This is a genomic window from Thermoflexus sp., from assembly GCF_025055495.1.
Lineage (GTDB): Bacteria > Chloroflexota > Anaerolineae > Thermoflexales > Thermoflexaceae > Thermoflexus.
On the sequence record NZ_JANWXB010000315.1, the window covers coordinates 1 to 20,135 of the forward strand.

General features: G+C 65.8%; 16 protein-coding genes. 8 read left to right on the top strand and 8 right to left on the bottom strand.

The features are described from left to right. Positions 1-639 precede the first annotated feature (639 nt). The 4 genes from NZM16_RS10015 to acnA all read right to left on the bottom strand — a co-directional run bounded on the left by NZM16_RS10015 (position 640) and on the right by acnA (position 5,769). On the bottom strand, positions 640-1,281 hold the full coding sequence (locus NZM16_RS10015; protein WP_295480207.1) for a Uma2 family endonuclease: 642 nt from the start codon (positions 1,279-1,281) through the stop codon (positions 640-642). 76 nt (positions 1,282-1,357) lie between these two features. Then, complete coding sequence (gene holB / locus NZM16_RS10020; protein ID WP_295480209.1) at positions 1,358-2,338, bottom strand: DNA polymerase III subunit delta'; 981 nt, start codon at positions 2,336-2,338, stop codon at positions 1,358-1,360. 138 nt (positions 2,339-2,476) lie between these two features. Further along, entirely contained in the window at positions 2,477-2,908 is a 432-nt protein-coding gene (locus NZM16_RS10025; protein ID WP_295453347.1) for a bacterioferritin, read from the bottom strand. A gap of 65 nt (positions 2,909-2,973) precedes the next feature. After that, entirely contained in the window at positions 2,974-5,769 is a 2,796-nt protein-coding gene (acnA, locus tag NZM16_RS10030) for an aconitate hydratase AcnA (RefSeq protein WP_295453343.1), read from the bottom strand. Between the two features lie 328 nt (positions 5,770-6,097). Between acnA and NZM16_RS10035 the strand changes: the two genes are divergently transcribed. From NZM16_RS10035 to NZM16_RS10055, 5 genes are all read left to right on the top strand, one after another. Then, complete coding sequence (locus tag NZM16_RS10035; protein ID WP_295453340.1) at positions 6,098-7,345, top strand: polymer-forming cytoskeletal protein; 1,248 nt, start codon at positions 6,098-6,100, stop codon at positions 7,343-7,345. Positions 7,346-7,402: 57 nt separating this feature from the next. Further along, entirely contained in the window at positions 7,403-7,717 is a 315-nt protein-coding gene (locus tag NZM16_RS10040) for a transcriptional regulator (RefSeq protein WP_295453337.1), read from the top strand. Positions 7,718-7,846: 129 nt separating this feature from the next. Beyond that, positions 7,847-8,569: a hypothetical protein gene (locus tag NZM16_RS10045; protein WP_295480211.1), complete on the top strand. Its 723-nt coding sequence runs from the start codon at positions 7,847-7,849 to the stop codon at positions 8,567-8,569. Positions 8,570-8,641: 72 nt separating this feature from the next. Continuing rightward, on the top strand, positions 8,642-9,562 hold the full coding sequence (locus NZM16_RS10050; protein ID WP_295480213.1) for an ABC transporter ATP-binding protein: 921 nt from the start codon (positions 8,642-8,644) through the stop codon (positions 9,560-9,562). Between the two features lie 21 nt (positions 9,563-9,583). After that, positions 9,584-10,336: an ABC transporter permease gene (locus NZM16_RS10055; RefSeq protein WP_295480215.1), complete on the top strand. Its 753-nt coding sequence runs from the start codon at positions 9,584-9,586 to the stop codon at positions 10,334-10,336. Between the two features lie 108 nt (positions 10,337-10,444). Here the strand turns inward: NZM16_RS10055 and lpdA are convergent, their stop codons facing one another. The 4 genes from lpdA to NZM16_RS10075 form a co-directional block, all read right to left on the bottom strand. After that, positions 10,445-11,860: a dihydrolipoyl dehydrogenase gene (lpdA, locus tag NZM16_RS10060; protein ID WP_295480217.1), complete on the bottom strand. Its 1,416-nt coding sequence runs from the start codon at positions 11,858-11,860 to the stop codon at positions 10,445-10,447. 68 nt (positions 11,861-11,928) lie between these two features. After that, positions 11,929-12,375, bottom strand: coding sequence for a DUF86 domain-containing protein (locus NZM16_RS10065; protein ID WP_295453501.1), 447 nt, complete (start codon positions 12,373-12,375; stop codon positions 11,929-11,931). After that, positions 12,353-12,793 carry a nucleotidyltransferase domain-containing protein gene (locus NZM16_RS10070; protein WP_295453499.1) on the bottom strand — a complete coding sequence of 147 codons (441 nt, stop codon included), beginning with the start codon at positions 12,791-12,793 and terminating at the stop codon, positions 12,353-12,355. Before NZM16_RS10070 ends, NZM16_RS10065 begins: the two co-directional genes overlap by 23 nt. Before the next feature lie 3 nt (positions 12,794-12,796). Continuing rightward, entirely contained in the window at positions 12,797-13,870 is a 1,074-nt protein-coding gene (locus NZM16_RS10075; RefSeq protein WP_295453496.1) for a bifunctional phosphoglucose/phosphomannose isomerase, read from the bottom strand. Positions 13,871-14,305: 435 nt separating this feature from the next. On the opposite strand from NZM16_RS10075, the gene glgP reads away from it, so the two are divergent. The 3 genes from glgP to NZM16_RS10090 all read left to right on the top strand — a co-directional run. Then, positions 14,306-16,567 (top strand): alpha-glucan family phosphorylase, encoded by a 2,262-nt coding sequence (gene glgP, locus NZM16_RS10080; protein WP_295480219.1) that lies wholly within the window; start codon positions 14,306-14,308, stop codon positions 16,565-16,567. Then, entirely contained in the window at positions 16,557-17,612 is a 1,056-nt protein-coding gene (locus NZM16_RS10085) for a hypothetical protein (protein ID WP_295480221.1), read from the top strand. The genes glgP and NZM16_RS10085 overlap by 11 nt, the downstream gene beginning before the upstream one ends. Before the next feature lie 142 nt (positions 17,613-17,754). Then, a partial coding sequence (locus tag NZM16_RS10090; protein ID WP_295480223.1) for a Lon protease family protein occupies positions 17,755-20,135 on the top strand: 2,381 nt, incomplete at its 3' end.

A 20,135-nucleotide genomic window follows, 5' to 3' on the forward strand; every position in this document is an offset into this window, starting at 1 on the left:
GGGTAAACAGTGGGGTGTATGCCATCGCAGTGAGCGGGACAGACGTGTATGTGGGCGGGCCGTTCACCAATGCCGGTGGTCATCTCTCCGCTGACTTCATCGCGCGTTGGTCGCCGTGGCGGCTATATCTGCCGCTGGTGCTTCGTGACTATGCGCCCTAAGCCATCGGCAAACCCACAGGCATCCCCAAAGGGGAGGGCTTAATAAGCCCTCCCCTTCTCACCTCCAGCCTTGCCATCCAAAAGGCCCGAAGCCTCCTCCAGCACTCGACAGGCCATCAAGATTCAAAGAGAATTGGACACCCAGGATCGGCACAGTGTCCTGACCCCCCTACATACAATGGTCCCACATACCTTCTGAGGCCCCAGGGCGGATCCCAGAGATCACTGGACAATAAGCTCCAATAGCATCCCCCCAACCAAAAGCGCCGCGTCCCGGGCGCTCACAAGCAGAAGGCGCACGAGAGCTCCTTTGCCGACATGCGCTGGATCCGCCAGCGCCAGCACCGCTCCCCAGCATCCCCAACGCAGCGCTTTGCTCAGCTATAAGCCGGAGATCCGAAGAGCAGATCGAAAACACGATTCGCGATGAGCAGGCACTATCGAGGATCCAATCCGCCCGCCCGTTGGATCCCCGCCCTCAGCGCTCTCCCAGGATCTGCCGCAGACAGCGCAACGCCGGAGGCAGCGGATGCTGCCACAACCACCCCACCTCGATCCAAAACCCGGGGACCGCTGTCGAAGCCAGGCGGCTCTCGCCCATCGCGCCCACCCGGTAGCCCGGGTGATCCACCCGATGGATCACCACCTCCCGCCGCTCCGGGTCGATCACCCCGTATTCCAGCACCCCACTTTCCGCGTAAACCCCCGCCTTCTCCTTCAGGTCATAACGCCGCGTCCCGGGAGAACTGACCTCGATCACCAGATCCGCGGGGCCCTCCACCCACTTCTCCTGGACCCCGGAAAGGCGCTCCCGGCGAATGAAGAAGAGATCTGGCTCCTTGACCCAGCCGGGACGCAGCCGGAGGACCGCTGGGCCGTTGAAGACCTCGCCCAGGCCCTTCGCTTCCACGTAACCCTTCAAGAGAAAAGTCAAAAAGCCTACCAGGCGCTGGTGCTGAGGGGTCGCAGGGGAGTGCACAATGACCTCTCCCTCCTGGAATTCCCAGAGCCGATCCTCCGGGGCCTCCTCGAAGTAACGCGCCTCGGTCCACCCGGTCAGGCGCAACAGAAAAGGCTCCTCGATTTCCTCACCGGTATCCGTCACCACGCGAACGCGCATTGCCCTTGCTCCTTTCTGAGGACCCAGGGGGAGACCCTCCCCGCCTCTCCCCCTCCATCGTCCACAGCCCTATGGCTCAGGCGTGCGGCCAATCCAGGAACATGGCCTCCAGGGCCAGGCGCGCGTTGGCGTTCCGTTGCAACGCCAGCCAGGCCCGGCGGGTGGCCTCCAGCGCCGCCCGCGCCCTGTGGAATCCCGTCCGGCTGGCCACCTCCCGCAAGGTCTCGCGCTCCTCCGCGTGCCGCAACGGGAGATCCGCGCCGCTGGCCAGGATCAGGACATCCCGCCACCACGCGATGGCCGCCTCCAGGAAGGCGAGGCGGGCCTCTTCCTCCTCGTCCGCCAACTTCTCCGCAAAGGTGAAGCGCTCCGTGCGCCCCTGGGTCAGCAGCGCGCGGATCTGCCGGATCCGCTCTTCATAGGCCGACCACATCTCCGGATCTTGCGCGGCCTGCACCGCCCATCCGATCCGCCCGCCGGACCATCGGGCCAGCCGGTCCGCGGGATCCGGGGGAAGACCCCACCGTTCCTGAAGCGCCTGACGAACCACCGGAATGGGAAGGGGATCCAGTGGAAAGATCTGACAACGGGAGACCACGGTGGGCAACAGGGACTCCGGCGATGGGGCGATCAGCATCAGCACCGCATACGAGGGCGGCTCCTCCAGCGTCTTCAGCAGGGCGCTGGCCGCCTCCGTCGTCATTTCCTGCGCCTGATCGAACACCACGATCCGATAGGGTCCCTCCACCGGCGTCCGGGCGATCCACCGCTGCACTTCCCGAACCTGATCGATCTTCAGACTGCCTCCCTCTGGGGTCACCAGGAGGGCATCGGGGTGATGCCCGGCCTGCATCTGTCGACACGAACGACAGACACCACACGGGGGATCCGACTCCGGGCACAGCAGCGCCATCCCCCACGTCCAGGCCAGCGTCCGGCGCCCCACCTGGGGAGGACCCGTGAATAGATACGCGTGGGCGATCCGCCCTTCGGCCCGCTGACGCTCCAGGCGTCGAAGCAGCGCATCATGGCCGACCACAAAGCGGGACATGCGCATGGGGATTGTCCTCTGGCCATCGCAGCCGTCGCCGAACCAAAGGATCGCCGACGGAGACGGTGCATCGAGAGGGGCCGAACAAAGAGGGGTGAGCCGCTGAAACCCACGGCCCACCCCCCACGCGAGGTCTCTCGACGTTCAGAACGCCGGCCCGCCCAGGAGGCGCTCGATCTCCTCCTTGTGGCGGGTCTCATCCTCCGCAAACGCCTCTAGGGTGGCCTTCAGGCCGATATCCCCCACTTCCTCCGCCTGGGCCGCCCGTTCCTTGTAACCGGCGATCGCCTCCAGCTCGAACTTCAGGGAGTCCTCCAGGACCGCCCGCCACTCGAAAACCTCCGCGGGCACCTGGGGCTCGACCTTCGGCACGCCTCCCAGGGCGACGATCTTATCGGCCAGATACATCGCATGCTTGACCTCATCGGGGACTTCCTTCTGCAGGAGCTCCCGCACCTCATGGCCCGCGATGCCCTTGAGGACGCTGGCGTGACGAATGTAGCGGATGATCGTGTTGAGCTCCGCGTTGAGATCCCGATTGAGCCCTTCGATCAGCCGAGCGAGCTTCTCGTCCATGGGAGCCTCCTATGAGATGGAGTGATGAAAGGTGTGCTCGCGATCTTGGGATCAGCCGACGCCCTCTACGGCTCGGAAGCCGATCCCATGGCCTCTCGTAGGATCCGCCGCAGCACCGCTGGCATGATCCCTCCGTGCCGGTAATACTCGACCTCCACCGGCGTATCCAGCCGGGCAACCGCCTGGAAAACGATCTCCGTCCCATCCGGCCGCCGGGCCCGCACGGTCACCTCCTGCCGCGGCCGCAGCCCTGCGGCGATCCCTTCGAGGTCATAGATCTCGAAGCCCGTGAGGCCCAGGGTCTCCCGGTTCTCCCCTGGTCGGAACTGCAAGGGGAGCACGCCCATCCCCACCAGGTTGCTGCGGTGGATCCGCTCAAAGGACTCCGCCAGCACCGCCCTCACCCCCAGCAACGCCGTGCCCTTGGCCGCCCAGTCCCGGGAGGAGCCGCTGCCGTATTCCTTGCCGGCGATGATCAGGAGCGGGATCCCGGCCTCCTGATACCGCATCGCCGCCTCATAGATCGTCATCTTCTCGCCCGTGGGATGGTAAACCGTGTATCCGCCCTCTGTGCCCGGCGTCAGCAGGTTCTTCAGACGGATGTTGGCGAAGGTGCCCCGGATCATCACCTCATGGTTGCCCCGACGGGCCCCATAGGTGTTGAACTCCGCTGGTGGAACTCCCCGGGCGATCAGATACTGGCCCGCGGGGCTGTGGACCGCGATGCTCCCCGCCGGTGAGATGTGGTCCGTGGTGATGGTGTCGCCCAGCAGCGCCAGCACCCGCGCTCCCCGAATATCCCGCAACGGCGGCGGCTCCAAGGTGAAATCCTGGAAGAACGGCGGCTCCTGAATATACGTGGACGCTGGATCCCACTCGTAGAGATCCCCCTCCGGGACCGGCAGGTTCTTCCATTGCTCGTCGCCCTCGAAAACCCGGGCATACCGCGCCCGGAACATCTCCGGGTCCAGGCTCTCCCGGATCGTCCGCTGGATCTCTTCCTGCGAGGGCCAGATCTCCCGTAAGAAGACGGGCTGGCCGTTGGGATCCACGCCGAGGGGTTCGTTCTCGAAATCGATATCGATGCGGCCGGCGATGGCGTAGGCCACCACCAGCATGGGGGAAGCCAGATAGTTGGCTCGCACCAGGGGATGGATGCGGGCCTCGAAGTTCCGGTTGCCGCTCAGGACCGCCACCGCCACCAGGTTATGCTCCCGGATCGCCTTCGCGACCGGCTCCGGCAATGGGCCGCTGTTGCCGATACAGGTGGTGCAGCCGAAGCCCACCACGTGGAACCGCAGGGCCTCCAGATACGGCAGGAGGTTGGCCCGGCGCAGATAATCCACCACCACCGCCGACCCCGGGGCCAGGCTGGTCTTCACGTAAGGCTTCACCGTCAGGCCCCGCCTCACCGCGTTGCGGGCCAACAGCCCAGCCCCGATCATCACGGAGGGATTCGAGGTGTTGGTGCAGGAGGTGATGGCGGCGATGACCACCGCGCCATGCCCCAGCGCCGCCGTCTGGCCGTCCAGGCTCACCCACACGGTCGGCGTGGAGGGCGCGGCAACGGCGACGGCCGCCGCCGGCGCGGCCGCGCCTCCTTCTCCTTCCAGCCGGCCTGTCGCCTGGAGGTTCAAGGGGTTGGCAGGCGGCAACATCGAGGCGATGCTCTCCCAGAACTGGCGCTTGACCTCCCGCAGGGGAACCCGATCGTGGGGCCGCCGGGGGCCGGCCAGGGTGGGTTCCAACGTGCTCAGGTCCAGCTCCACCACATCCGTGTAAACCGGATCCGGCCCCTGGCCATCATAGAACAGGCCCTGGGCCTTTGCGTAGCGCTCCACCAGATCCACCTGCGCTGGATCCCGGCCGGTGCCGCGCAGGTAGGCCAGCGTCTCCTCATCCACCGGGAAGAATCCGCAGGTCGCTCCATACTCCGGCGCCATATTCGCGATGGTCGCCCGATCCGGCAAGCTGAGCGTCCGCAGCCCCGGCCCGAAGAACTCCACGAACTTATCCACCACGCCTTTCTTCCGGAGGATCTGGGTGACCGTGAGGACTAAATCCGTAGCCGTTGCCCCCTCGGGGAGCTGGCCGGTGAGCCGCACCCCGATCACCTCCGGGATGCGCATATAGTAAGGCTGGCCCAGCATCACCGCCTCCGCCTCAATGCCCCCCACACCCCAGCCCAGCACCCCCAGGGCGTTGATCATGGTGGTGTGGGAATCGGTGCCCACCAGGGTGTCCGGAAAGGCGATCGGCTCCCCATTCACTTCCCAGACCTGAACCACCTTCGCCAAGTATTCCAAGTTCACCTGGTGGACGATCCCCGTGCCCGGGGGAACCACGCGGAAATTCCGGAAGGCCTTCTGCGCCCAGCGTAGGAGCGCGTAACGCTCCCGATTCCGCTCGAACTCTTTCTCCACATTCAGGCGGAAGGCGAGCTCGGTGCCGAAGAAATCCACTTGCACCGAGTGATCGATCACGAGATCCACCGGCACCAGCGGATTGATCCGCTGGGGATCCCCGCCCAGGCGCCTCACCGCCGACCGCATCGCCGCCAGGTCCACCACCGCTGGCACCCCGGTGAAGTCCTGGAGGATCACCCGGGCCGGCATAAAGGGGATCTCCTGATCTGAGAGATCCCGGGGGCTCCAGCGAGCCAGCGCCAGGACGTCGTCCTCCGTCACCAGATGGCCGTCGCAATGGCGGAGGAGGTTCTCCAAGAGGACGCGGATCGAGAACGGCAGGCGGGCGGGGTCGCTCACGCCCTGCTCCGCCAAGCGGCCGAGGCGATAATAACTCACCCTTCCCGCCGCAGTCTCCATCGTCGCCTTCGCACCGAAGGGGTCTCGCTGGTTCATCGTCTCATCGCCTCCGGATATCGCCAGGTTGGGAGAGCACGGGATCGATCCGGGAGGAACATCCATGTTGGAAACTCCGCTGTTATGGTAGCACGGTTTTCATCCCCCGCCAACGTGGGGAAGACATCCCCTCTGTTCATCCCCATGGGGGCTCCCCTTCCCCCGCGCTCTTAGCACAGCCCGCCACGTGGGAAAGAAGCTGCAAGCGAATCCCGGACGGGCGCTGGGATCCCGACCCGCCGGCGCCGGGCTTGACAATCGGCAAGGAGCGCGATATACTTTGTATTGCAAAGTATTTTTCGGAACAAAATAATTTTGGAGGCATAAGATGAAGCTCCTCCAGCGGATCTCCACCGCGGTGCTCCTGCTGGCCCTCCTCTTGGCTACCGCGCCGGCCGCCCGGGCCTTCGACGGCCGATCGGGCGACCAGGTGGTGGTGGCTGACGGCGAGGTGATCCGGGACGATCTCTTCGCGGCCGCTGGCGAGGTGATCGTCCAGGGCCGGATCGAAGGAAGCCTTTTCGCAGCGGGGCAGCGAATCCGCATCCAACGGACTGCTGTGATCTCGCGCAACCTGATCGCGGCGGCCCAGTCGATCGAGATCGAGGAGGGTGCGGAGATCGGCGGCGATGTGATCGTCGCCGGCCAGGACATTCAAATGAACGGCGTGGCCCGAGGCAGCCTCATCGGGGCTGGAGCCACGCTGCTCCTGAAAGGACAGGTCAGCGGGAATACGGTGTTCGGCGGCCAGGAGGTGACCATGGCCGGCCGGGTCGCGCGGGATGCGATCCTGGGGGCCAATCGGCTTGCGGTGAGCGGCGAGGTCAGCCGGAACGTGCGCGCCATCGTGGAGCGCTTGGAGATCGACCCCGCGGCCCGCATCGGCGGCGATCTGCAGGTTCGCGCCCCACAGGAGAGCTCGATCCCGACGGGAACTGTGGCGGGACGGGTGGAGTTCATCCCCGCGGCGGAGCCGGTCTCCGGAGCGGAGGAACCCCCCGCGCCCGTTTCCCCGATCACCCGCCTGGTGGGATGGGCGCTGGATCAGATCCGGCGCTGGATCAGCCTGCTCCTGATCGGCGCGCTGATGGTGGGGCTGGCGCCGGGCTGGACCTTCGGGCTGGTCGATCGGCTCCCGCAACGGCCGCTCGCACGCCTTGGGGGCGGCCTGCTCACGTTGATCCTGACCGTCGGCGGCGCGCTGATCGGCCTGATCCTGACGATCCTGATCGCCATCCTCCTCGGGGTCCTCACCCTAAACGATCTGGTCTGGCGGGTGATCCTCATGGGAGTCCTGGGGATCGCCGGGGGGCTGTTCCTGCTCAGCCTCGCGTGGAGCTACCTCAGCCAGGTGATCGCTGGCCTCTGGGCCGGCCGCTGGATCCTCGGGATGTTCCGGATCCCGGCGGCTCAGGGGCGCTGGCTTCCGCTCCTGTTAGGCGCCCTCCTGATCACCCTGCTCACCGCCCTTCCGATCCTGGGCTTCCTGATCGCCCTCGGGGTGGCGTTGATCGGGCTGGGAGCGATCGGCGCGTGGGCCTGGGAGCGACTTCGCTCCCCCGGGGAGGCGCGATAGATCGGGAAGCCTTGGGCAACGGCTCCGCCCGAGATCGGATGCGGGAGAAAAACGCAAATGGACATCCGGGATCTGGATCCCATCATCCATGAACGCGTGCGGTTGGGGATTCTGACGTTGCTTCTCCAGGCGGGGGAGCTGGACTTCCAGACCCTGAAGCGGGAGCTGGAGGTCACCGATGGGAACCTCGCCCAGCACCTGCGGGTTTTGGAAGAGCACGGCCTGATCGAAGTGCACAAGGCCTTCGTGGGGCGGCGTCCCCGCACCACGTATACGCTGACGTCGGAAGGCCGTCGTCGCCTTCGAGCTTATCTGGATCGGCTGGCCGAGCTGCTCCGATCCGTCCGGCGACGAAGGCCTGAAAGCCGCTGAGAGGCTACCCATTCCCAATCCCTGGAGAGGAATCCACCACCGGCGCGAGCGCCTTCGAATTCACCCAATGCGTTCGTAAAGAGCGCGTTGAGCCCATGCTGAAGCGGGACAAACCAGAGGGAGGATGCGATGGACGCTCAGGGGAAAGAGCTACAAGAATTGCTGGACACTATCGATGTGCTGCGTCTGATCGCGATGAAGGGACGGACGGAGGCCCGCCACTTCGCCGGATACATGATCGCCTTCGGCCTCTATCCGGCCTTCAACATCTTCCTCGACCTATTGACCGGCCATACCCTGTGGCTGCCCACGCTGTATGTAGCCTTCTTCGGGGCCACAGCGCCGATCGCCGGAGGTCCGGCCGCGCTGGCGATCTGGGGCGCGGCGGGCGCCCTGGCGGGCGGGATCTGGGAGCTCACCCGCTCCGGGGGCTGGACCTTAGGGACGATCCTGCTGACCGTGCCGGCAGCGATCATGGGGGTCTATGCGATCGGACTGCGCCGGGGGCGCCTGGAGGGCATGCCGCCGCTGCGGGTGGCGATCGCCCCGCGCATTGGGTGGGCGTGGGGCGTGATCATGGGCGGGATGGCCGTGCTGACGGCCGGGCTGGGCCAAGCGCCCTTGCCTCCCGGCGCCGTCACGGCGCTCTGGGGATATGCCATCGGCGTCGGGCTGTTCGTGTCGGGCGCAATCTTCCCCACCTTGTTCCCGTTAGGCTTGATCGGCATCTTCGGCGTCCCCTTCCTCTCGCTCTTCGCAGGCCAGCAGGATCTGGCCTATGGGCTGATCGGCCTCCTGGGCCTGTCGATGGCCGGTGCCGGGATCCGGGAATGGCGAGCCCATCGCGCGTAGCGGGGTCCCGAAGCCCATTCCCGGCCTCGATCGACCGCCAAACCGTCTTCCCTATCCCAAAGGGAGGGACCGATGCGAAAGGTGATTGAAGTTCGCGACCTGCGGAAAGCCTACGGGTCGCGCGTGGCGGTGGACGGGATCTCCTTCGAGGTCTATGAGGGGGAGATCTTCGGGATGGTGGGCCCCAATGGGGCGGGCAAAACCACCACCATCGAATGCCTGGAGGGTCTGCGGCGGCCCGACAGCGGACAAATCCGGGTGCTGGGCCTGGACCCCTGGCGTCAGGGGCAACGGCTTCGGGAGCGCATCGGCATCCAGCTGCAGGAGGGCGGGCTGCCCGAACGGCTGCGGGTGGAGGAGGCGCTGCGCCTGTTCGCGGCCTTCTACCCGCGCCCGATAAGCCCGGAGGCGCTGCTTCGACGCCTGGGCCTGGCCGAGCACCGCCGCCAGGCCTTCGGGCAGCTCTCCGGCGGCCTCCGGCAGCGGCTCTTCATCGCCCTCGCCCTGATCGGCGACCCGCAGCTCCTGTTCCTGGACGAGCTGACCACCGGCCTGGATCCCCACGCCCGGCGGGCGATGTGGGACCTGGTGCGGGAGATCCGGGCCGAGGGGCGCACCGTGTTCCTGACCACCCACTATATGGAGGAGGCCGAGCGGCTGTGCGACCGCGTGGCGATCGTCGATCGGGGCCGCTTGGTGGCCCTGGACACGCCGGAGAACCTGATCCGCTCCCTGGGGGCGGAAGGACGGGTGATCTTCACCCTGGAGGCCGCTGCCGATCTCTCGTTTCTGGCCGGCCTGCCCGAGGTCTTGCGGGTGGAACGAAACGGCGCCCGAGTGATCGTCTACGGACGGGACGATCGCCTGCCCGCGCGGATCCTGGAGGCGCTCACCCAACGCGGGATCTCGCCGCTGGACCTGCGGGTGGAGCGGCCCAACCTGGAGGATGTGTTCCTGAAGCTGACCGGACGGCCGATGGAAACCTCGGGGTGACCCTACGCGGAGGAGGACGGCATGAACGCGATGCGGGCGTTCCTGCGATTAACGGGAATCGAGATCCTGCTGTATCTGCGGGAGCCGGTGGCCGCCTTTTTCACTTTCGCCTTTGCCCCGCTGATGCTGATCCTGTTCGGCTTGATCTTCGGCAACGAGCCGCGGCCGTTCTACGGGGGCCGGGGGATGGTGGACATCAGCGTGCCCGCCTATCTGGGGATGATCATCGCCACGGTGGGGCTGATCAGCACCCCCATCGCCACCGCGGCCGGGCGGGAGCTGAAGGTGCTCAAGCGCTTCCGCGCCACGCCCCTTTCTCCCTGGATCTACATGGCCGCCCAGATCGTGACCTACTACCTGGTGGCGCTTCTCGGGGGCGTCGCCCTGGGGATCTGCGGGCGTCTGTTGTTCGGGATGCGCTTCGATGGAAACCCCCTCTGGGTGTGGATCGGCTTCACCGTCAGCACGCTGGCCTTCATCAGCCTGGGCTTCCTGATCGCCGCTGTGGTGCCGACAGCGCGGACCGCCCAGGCCGTCGGGATGATCCTGGCCTTTTCCCTGATGGCCCTGGGGGGCACCTGGGTGCCTCTGGAGCTGCTGCCGGCGTCGGTGCGCCCGATCTCGGAAGGGCTTCCCCTGACCCGGGTGGTGCTGCTGATGCGCGGCCTGTGGGCGGGGGCTTCCCTCGAGGCCCACTGGAAGGACCTGGGCGTTCTCTTGGCCACCCTGGTCGGAAGCGGGATCCTGGCCGCCCGCTGGTTCCGATGGGAATGAAGCGCCTGAACGCCCCTGGGGCCTCGGGATCCGGGGTGACCGGACAGGGAGCTCCGCTGCCTGCCCGGTCACCCCGACCCGCCGCTAAGGCAGCGGGGCGATTGGCACCTAAGCGTGGATGGCTGCCCCCAGGACCGCGTGGGCCGCCTCGGCCAGGACCTCGCTCAGGGTGGGATGGGCGTGCACCGCCCGGACGATCTCCTCCGGGGTGAGCTCGGCAGTCCGGGCCAGGACCATCTCCGGGAGCAACTCGGTGACCTCCGGGCCGATCATGTGAACGCCCAGGATCTCCCCATACTTCGCATCCACCACCAACTTGACGAACCCAGCGTGCTCTCCGAACGCGAGGGCTTTTCCGTTGGCCTGGAAGGGGAACTTCCCCACCTTCACGGAGTAACCCTGCTCCCGGGCCTGTTTCTCGGTGAGCCCCATGGAGGCGATCTGCGGGCGGCAATACGTGCAACGCGGCACCGCCAGGTAATCGAGGGTCGGCGGCATCGGACCTTTCTCCTCCCGCGCGGCGATGTGCTCCGCCGCCACGATCCCCTGGGCGGAGGCCACATGGGCCAGGGCCAGCTTTCCGGTTACGTCGCCGATGGCGTAGATATTCGGCACGGAAGTCTGCATGAAATCGTTCACCACGATCGCCCCGCGCTCCACCTGCACCCCCACGGCCTCCAGGCCCAGGTTCTCCACGTTCGGCTGGACGCCGATCGCCACCAGCGCGGTCTCCGCCTCCACGGTCTTCCCCCCCGCCTCCACGGCCACTCCACTATTCTGGGCCCGCACCGCTTCCACCCGAGCGCCGGTCAGAAAGCGGATCCCCATCCGGGTGAACTGTTTCTCCAGCTCGATGCTGATCTCCTCGTCTTCCAGAGGGGCCAGATGCGGCAACATCTCGATGAGGGTGACTTCCGCCCCGTATACCCGGAAGAGATAGGCGAACTCCAGCCCGATCGGTCCCGCGCCGATGATCACGATGGAGCGGGGAACCTGCTTCAGTTCCAGGGCCTGGCGGTAAGTGATCACCCGCGGGGGATCCTGGGCGAGGCCAGGCAGCAGGCGGGGCCGCGCCCCAGTAGCCAGGATGATGGATTTCGCCTCCAGAACCCCCTCAAACTTCTGTCCGCCCACCGCGGCTCCCTCGGTGGGGTGCACCTCCACCTGGTGGGCCGAGCGCAACCGCCCCTCTCCCTCATAGACATCGATGCGGTTCTTGCGCATCAGGAACTGAACGCCCCGCACCAGACGATCAGCGACCTGGCGGCTGCGCCGATAGGCCGCCTCGTAGTCGATCTGCAGATTCTCGAAGGAGAAGCCGAACTCCTTCCCGCGATGCAGCAGCTCGATGACCTCCGCATTGCGCAGCAGGGCCTTGGTGGGGATGCACCCCCAGTTGAGACATACGCCGCCCAGGTGCTCGCGCTCCACCAGGGCGGTCTTCAGACCCAGCTGCGCCGCCCGGATGGCGGCCACATAGCCGCCAGGCCCGCCCCCGATGACGACCACGTCATACTGCGGCATAGAAGCCTCCTCCGCCAGGATGCAATGGGTTTCACCGATGGCGCTCATTTGGGACGCGCGCCGGAGCGCTATCGCGGCCGACGCGCCGCTCGCTCGATCCATCGCAGCAACGGGCTTGAATGCGCGCGGCTATCCTGGATCAGTCTCCGATCCACACGATAGACCAGCGGCGCTTCGATACGCGCATCATCGTGGACGATCCGATTCCGCAGCCCAACGTAATCTTGAAAGCGCTGCGCCAGCGGCCGGTCTAAAACACCGAATCGATGGAGATAGGCAAAGATCTCGCGAGAAGTCCCTGGAACAGGTTTGCCCATCTGATTGAGAACGATTGCACCGCAATCCACAGCTCCCTCTACGATCACCTGAATCAGGCGTTCCGCTGCCCGTCGATAATACGGTCGTTCCAGGAACTCAGCGAATGGAGTCTGGACCAGCGGCTCTAGCTCTTGAATATAACCATCGATGTTCTCGATTTTGGCGAGGAGAACATCAAAGGGCTTTCGAACGGCCATATCGTTGCCTCAGGGACTGCAGGGCAGCGCGGCGCAGCTTCTCCTGATCCTCATAAAGGCGCAGCGCATATGAGCGGAGCATCGCGCCTCGCAAGGGCTGATCCTCATAGAGCAGGATCCCCTGGCATGCCTCCCACAACAGGGTGGGAGAAGCCTTGTTTAGAAACACCACGTCCACCTCCGCACCCCGGACCGCCTCGGCCAGCCACCGCTCACATTTCACTTGCCAGCGCCAGTCCCGCCACCGCGGGAAGGCCGTGCGCACGGCCAGGTCAACATCACTGGTCGGCTGGGCGGTCCCTCGGGCACGCGATCCAAACAGAAACACCACCTGCAGCTGCAGGGCACGGGCCGCCCGCCGCAACCGAGCCCAATCCACCCATACGCCCGGAACCACTTCCTCTACCCGCTGGGCCATCCCCTACCCTCCCGCGGCCAGCCGGGCCTTGAGCTCCGTGATCACCTGGACCGGGGCGGGATCGATCTGGTATGCCAGAGCCAGGTAGACGCTGATGAAATCCCCGAGAAGGATCAAGGAGAACGCCTGAGCGATCCGGCTCTCCCCACGCCCGACAAAGAGATCCGTGTTCACGCCCCGGCGCATGAACAGCTCCCGGGTGATCCGCGTCCGCAGGGCGTTGCGCGGATGATCCGAGGGCGCGGTCAAGAACAGCGCGATGAGATGCGTTAACAGCTCCGGAGGGAACTCCGTTCCCACGATGGTGTTATGGTCTGCCTCCGGGAGGGCCTCGAAGACCGCCATCGCCTTGGCGTTCTCATTGATCTGGGTTTTCCAGCGGCGGGCCACCTCGGCCAGGGGGCCCGATCCAAAGATGATCGGGATGCGCCCGATCAGCTGGCCGGCCATCCGCTTCGCCGGGTTGCGGGCGACCGGGACCTCGGGGGCCATCTGCCCAGCGTCCGCCGTCAACAGGGCTGCCGCCTCCTCGATCGCCGTCCCAGCGTCCGGGATCAGACCCAAGCGGTGGAGGAGGCCCAGGAGGATGGAGAAGGAATATCCCAGGGCGGCCCGCGGCTGGCCCACCGGCTCGATCGGGAAGAAGGGAACCTCCCACTCCATCGCCTGCTCCGCCAGACGCCCACCCGTCGCCATCGCCGCCAGGGCGCATCCCCGCTTCCGGGCGGTTTCGAAGGCCTCCAGCGTCTCTTCCGTCTCCCCGGAGTAGCTGGAGCCGATCACCAGCGTGCGGGGTCCTCGGGCGAAGGCCGGGAGGGCATAATCCCGCACCACCACCACCGGGATCGGACATTCCCCTTCCGTGAGGGCGGCCGCCAAAGAGGCGCCGATCGCCGACCCGCCCATTCCGGCGATCACGATGGCATCGAAGGCCGAGGCATTCCACTCGCGGGGCAGGGACGCGCGCATCGCCAGCTCCCAGCCCGCCCGCAATTGCCGGGGAAGATCCGCTACCAAGTCCAGCATCCGGCCTGCATCCAATGCCCGCAGGCGCGCTGCATCGTCCAGATGGAGCATCTCGATGCCTCCGGCAGGAACGAAATCGCTGTCCGGGCCCAACCGGGCGCAACAGGCTTGCCCCGAACAGACCGAAAGCTTGTGGAGCAACTGCTTGGATTATAGCATGCGCAACTTGATCGCTCATCGCTACGTTAGCTGAAATAGGCGTTACGCCATCGGTGGAATGAGAGATTCCGGGGGAACATTCAGACGGCCGAACACAGGCCATCGGCTGTGAGCCATCACCCGGACTGCGGAAGTTGCATGCTCGTTGTTTAGCGTTAAAATGATGAGCAACAACCTGATAAAGCGCTTTACCTCATCGAGCTGGACGTCAACAGATCCAGCGGGTCCTGTGGCGGGAGAGGAGCTGAGCACAATCAGGGTAGCCGGATCGCGGCAGTTGTGTCAGCGGTCATATTATCAAAGGCATTTCCCGTTTGGAGGGAATTTATGGAACTTCGCTGGAAGGAGGCCGCTATCCCCAAGCGATTTGCCCGTCTGATCGATCTGGCCGGGAATTTGTGGTGGACCTGGCAACCCGACGCCCAGCGGCTGTTCGAGCGCCTGGACCCGGTGCTCTGGGAGGAGGTGCGACATAACCCGGTGGCCCTGCTCCGGCGGATCGAACGGGCCCGCCTCAACGCTGCGGCCCAGAGCCCGGGCTACCTGGAGCTCTATGATCGGGTGTTAGCGGAGTTCGATCGAGCGCTCACCGGGGAAACCTGGTTCGAACGGACTTTCCCAGCGCATACCGGGATCCCCATTGCATATTTCTCCACAGAGTTCGGCATCCATGAGGCTTTCCCGGCTTACGCCGGCGGCCTGGGGGTGCTGGCGGGGGATTCCCTAAAGGAAGCCAGCGATCTCGGACTCCCCATGGTGGGAGTGGGTTTGCTGTATCAGCACGGCTATTTCAACCAGCGCATCACCGAGGACGGCTGGCAGGAGGCCTTATACGAGGACCTGGATCTGGAAAACCTCCCGCTTTCGCTGATGACCGGACCCGACGGGCAGCCTCTGCAGGTGGAAGTGGCCATCGCGGGCTCACCGGTTCGGGCCCGGATCTGGCGCCTGCAGATCGGGCGGATCCCCCTTTACCTCCTGGACACCCAGCTTCCTGAGAACGCCCCGGCGGATCGGGAGCTTTCCGCCCAACTTTATGCTGGGGATCCAGAACGGCGCATCGCTCAGGAGATGATCCTGGGGATCGGAGGTGTGCGAGCGCTGCGCGCCCTGGGCGTCCATCCTGGGGTCTGGCATCTGAACGAGGGTCATTCCGCGTTCTCGATCCTGGAACGGCTGCGGGAGCATATCGCCGAGGGCCTCTCCTTTGAAGAGGCCGCTGCGCGTGTGCGGGAGACCACGGTGTTCACCACCCATACCCCTGTCCCCGCTGGCCACGACCGGTTCTCCTTCACGCTGATCGAGCGAGCGTTTGCCGGATACTGGGAGCAGCTGAGGCTTTCGTTCCAGGAGTTCTGCGAGCTGGGCCGCCAGGACGAACCCTGGGGGCCAACGTTCAATATGACCGTTCTGGCCCTTCGTTTCTCGGATCACCGGAATGCGGTGAGCGAGCTGCACGGTCGGGTGACCCGACGGATGTGGGCACACCTGTGGCCGGACCGTCCGGCGGAGCAGGTCCCCATCCGCCACATCACCAACGGCGTTCACGTCGGGACCTGGCTGGCGCGTCGGATGCGAGCGCTTTACCAGCGCTATCTGGGGCCGGACTGGATGGAACGGGTGGATGATCCTGCCCTCTGGGAGCGAGTCCTGGAGATCCCGGACGAGGAGCTGTGGACCATCCGGCGTCATCTCAAGCGCAAGCTGGTCGCCTTCATGCGCGAGCGGGCGCGGCGGCGCTGGCAACGCAATCACGTCTCCCCGATCCAGATCGTGGCCTCCGGGGTGCTCCTGGACCCCTATGCCCTCACCATCGGCTTTGCCCGACGGTTCGCGCTCTACAAGCGGGCATATCTGCTCTTTCGAGACCCTGACCGCCTGCGGCGGCTGGTGAACGACCCCCAGCGTCCGGTCCAGATCATCCTGGCCGGGAAAGCGCATCCGGCCGACGAACCGGCCAAGCGGATGATGCAGGAGATCTATCGCCTCATCAAAGATCCCGCCTTCGGCGGGCGGATCGCCTTCCTGGAGGATTACGACATCGAAGTGGCCCGCTATCTGGTGCAGGGGGTAGATGTCTGGCTAAACACCCCGCGCCGGCCGCTGGAGGCCAGCGGCACCAGCGGCCAGAAGGCCGCTCTGAATGGGGTGCTGAACCTGAGCGTCCTCGATGGCTGGTGGCGGGAGGGATACAACGGGGCCAACGGCTGGGCGATCGGAGAAGATCGGGATTACGAAGATCCGAACGTCCAGGATGCGGCAGATGCGGCCTCGCTGTATGAGCTGCTGGAGAACGTGGTAGTGCCCCTTTACTACGATGTGGAAGCCGATGGGATCCCCCATCGCTGGCTGCGGATGGTCAAGGAGTCGATCCGCTCCCTGGCGCCCTTCTTCAACACGCGCCGCATGATGAAAGAGTATCTCCACGAAATGTATTTTCCAGCACTGGAAGCCGCTCGCCGGACAGCCGTTGCGATCCCCGAGCCTGTCCGACAAGGGGTTCGTGGGCATCATTTAGCCGAACAGCCTGCGGGCCCTCGCTCGGCAGAGCATGATACAATCGCAGGGGGAGGCGAGCATGGCGTTTAGCGTGTCGGATTTCCAGGACTTATTAGAGCTCCTGCGCGCCAACCCGGACTGGCGACAGAAACTCTGGGAGCTACTGGCCTCTGAGGAGCTGTTGCGCTTGCCGGCGGAGACGCGGGCTCTGCGAGAGGAAACTAACCAACAATGGCGGCAGCTGAGGGAGCTCATCGCCCAGCTGGCCGAAGCCCAGCGGCGGCATTATGAGGAGTTCGCCGCCCATCGCCAGGAGACCGACCGCCGCTTCGCCGAACTCGCGGAAGCCCAGCGCCGCACCGAGGAGCGGGTGGGACGCTTAGAGGAGGCCGTGGCCGCCCTGGCCGAGGCCCAGCGCCGCCACTACGAGGAGTTCGCCGCCCATCGCCAGGAGTTCCTCGCCTACCGCGCCGAGACCGACCGCCGCTTTGCGGAGCTGGCCGAGGCCCAGCGCCGCCACTACGAGGAGTTCGCCGCCCACCGCCAGGAGTTCCTCGCCTACCGCGCCGAGACCGACCGCCGCTTCGCCGAGCTGGCGGAAGCGCTTCGTCGCCTGTCCATCAGGGTGGAAGATCACGCTCGCGATCTGGGCAAGCTCAAGCGGCTCCACACGGAGTTCCGCTTTCGCCAGCGGCCCGGCGATTTCTTCCGGCGCCTGCTCCGGCGCGCTGCCGTTGTGCCGGACGAGCGCAAGAGCGCGATTCTTGACGACGCCGTCACCGCTGGCCGCCTTCGGGAGGAGGAAGCGGAAGATGCAGCCCTGCTGGATCTACTGGTCGAGGGCCTTCATCGCCGGGAAGACCGCCGAATTTATCTGGCCGTAGAGATCTCCTGGTTGGGCAGCACGGAAGACGTGGCCCGGGCGGTGAGGCGGGCTTCGCTGTTCGCCCAGGTGCTGGGGGCTGAGGTGTGGCCCGTAGTGGCGGCGGAGGACCTCACGGAAACCGCTCGGGCGATTGCCCGCCGCGCTGGCGTGTGGTGGGTTCAGGACGGCAAGATCTTCGCCCCCAACGAGATCCCGGAGCGATCGGGATCGGAATCGTCTGCAGCCGCGCGCGAGCCAGACGTGCATTGAGGGCAGAAGGCGCGACGTGCGCGTGGCTCGGCGGGGCAGCTGGCGATGATCGCCCTCGCTCTTCGGGCGCTGCAAGACGTTCAGCCCCGCGCCCCGAGGCCGCGCGGAATAAAGCACACCTTATGTCCTGGAGGATCCTTCAATGGCTCGCTCCCTTCCACCTGAGGCCCTGCGCCGCACCGTGGACCCACATATCCTCCCCCTGCGCTCCACGGAGGAGCTTCCACCCCTTGCCGGGTTGATCGGGCAACCCCGGGCCGTGGCCGCCCTGGAGTTCGGCCTCGACATCCCGGATCAGGGCTTCAACATCTACGTGGCGGGCCCCCCCGGAGTTGGCCGAATGACCGGCGTTCAGATGTTCCTGGAAGCGCGGGCGAAAGGCCAGCCCACGCCCCCCGATTGGTGCTATGTCTACAACTTCCAGGATCCCACGCGCCCGCGCGCCCTCCGCCTGCCCCCCGGGAAAGGCCGCGAGCTGCGCCGGGACATGCAGCGGCTCATTGAAGGGATCCGCCGCGAGATCCCCCGGGTGTTCGAGAGCGACGAATACAACGCCCGTCGGGAGGCGATCCTGAAGGAAATCAATCAGCAGCGCGAGGAGATCCTCGGGCGGTTGAACCAGCGCGCCAGGGCTCAGGAGATGATGGTGGAAGTGACCCCGATGGGGATCGCGGTGATCCCCCTCCTGGGCGGCCGCCCCATCACCGACCAGCAGTTCGCTGCCCTGCCTCCAGCGATGCAGGAGCTGCTCCAGCGGCGCCGGGAGGCCTTCGAGGAGGAAGTGAAGCGGGCGATCAAGGAGATCCGTCAGCTGGAGCGAACAGCTCAAGAGCGGCTGCGCCAGCTGAACCGGGAGGTTGCCCTCTTCGTCGTGGGAGGGCTGATGGACGAGCTCCTCGAGAAATACGGGGATCTCCCGGATGTCATGGCCTATCTAAAGACAGTCCAGAACGACATTGTGGAGAACGTAGACCAATTCCGGGGTCGGGAGGAAGGCCAGCCCCTCCCCTTCCCGCTCCCGCTTCCGGCCTTCACGGACCTGGCGATGCGGAAATATACAGTAAACGTCCTGGTGGACAACGCCGAGCAACAGGGCGCGCCGGTGATTATCGAGTGGAACCCGACCTTCCCTAACGTCTTCGGCCGCATGGAGAAAGAAAGCCTGCTGGGGGTGCTGCACACGGACTTCACGCTGATCCGCCCGGGGGCCCTCCATCGGGCTAACGGAGGCTACCTGGTGATGCCGGTGGAGGGCGTGCTCCTCAACCCCTTCGTCTGGGAAGGCCTGAAGCGCGCCCTGCGCCAGCGAGCGATCGAGATCGAGGAGCCCGGGGAGCGGATGGGCCTCATCACCACCCGCACCCTGGATCCGGAGCCCATCCCCCTGAACGCGAAGATCATCCTCATCGGCAATCCCCTGCTCTACCATCTGCTGTATCTCTACGATGAGGAGTTCAGCGAGCTCTTCAAAGTCAAGGCGGACTTCGATATCGAGATGCCGTGGGATGAGCGGGGGATGCAGGATTACATCGCCCTGATCGGCACCCTGTGCCGGAAGGAGGGACTATGCCACCTGGACGCCGGGGCGGTGGCCCGGGTGATCGAATACGGCGGCCGGCTGGCGGAGGACCAGACCCGGCTCTCCACCCGGTTCGCGGAGATCGCCGACCTGGTGCGGGAGGCGAACTTCTGGAGCCGCAAGGCCGGCTCCCCCATGGTAACCGCTGACCATGTCCGGCAGGCCCTGGAGGCGAAGGTCTACCGCTCGAACCTCATCGAGGAGCGCATCCGGCAGCTGATCGCCGAGGGCACCCTGCTCATCGACGTGGAGGGAGCTCGGGTCGGGCAGGTCAATGGCCTCTCCGTCCTCGATCTCGGCGATTACCGCTTTGGACGGCCGAACCGGATCACAGCGACCATCGCCCTGGGCCGGGAGGGGGTGATCGACATCGAACGCGAGGCCCGCCTGGGCGGGCCGATCCATACCAAAGGCGTCCTCATCCTGAGCGGCTACCTGGCCTCCAAATACGCCCAGGACAAGCCGCTGACCCTCTCCGCCCGCCTGGTCTTTGAGCAATCCTATTCCGGGGTGGAAGGAGACAGCGCCTCCTGTGCGGAGCTTTGCGCTTTGCTCTCCGCCCTGGCAGATGTCCCCATCCGTCAGGGGATCGCCATCACCGGCTCCATCAACCAGAAAGGCGAGCTGCAGGCCATCGGCGGGGTGAACGAGAAGATCGAGGGCTTTTATTACACGTGCAAGGTGAAAGGGCTCACCGGCGAGCAGGGCGTGGTGATCCCCGAAGCCAACGTCCGCAATCTGATGCTCCGGGAGGAGGTGGTGGAGGCCGTCCGCGAGGGGAAGTTCCACATCTGGGCCGCCCGCACCGTGGACGAGGCCATCGAGATCCTGACCGGTGTGCCGGCGGGGGAGCGAGGGCCAGAAGGGAAATACCCCGAGGGGACGATCAACGCGCGGGTGGATCAACGGCTGCGGGAGATGGCCGAAACGCTGCAGCGCTTCGG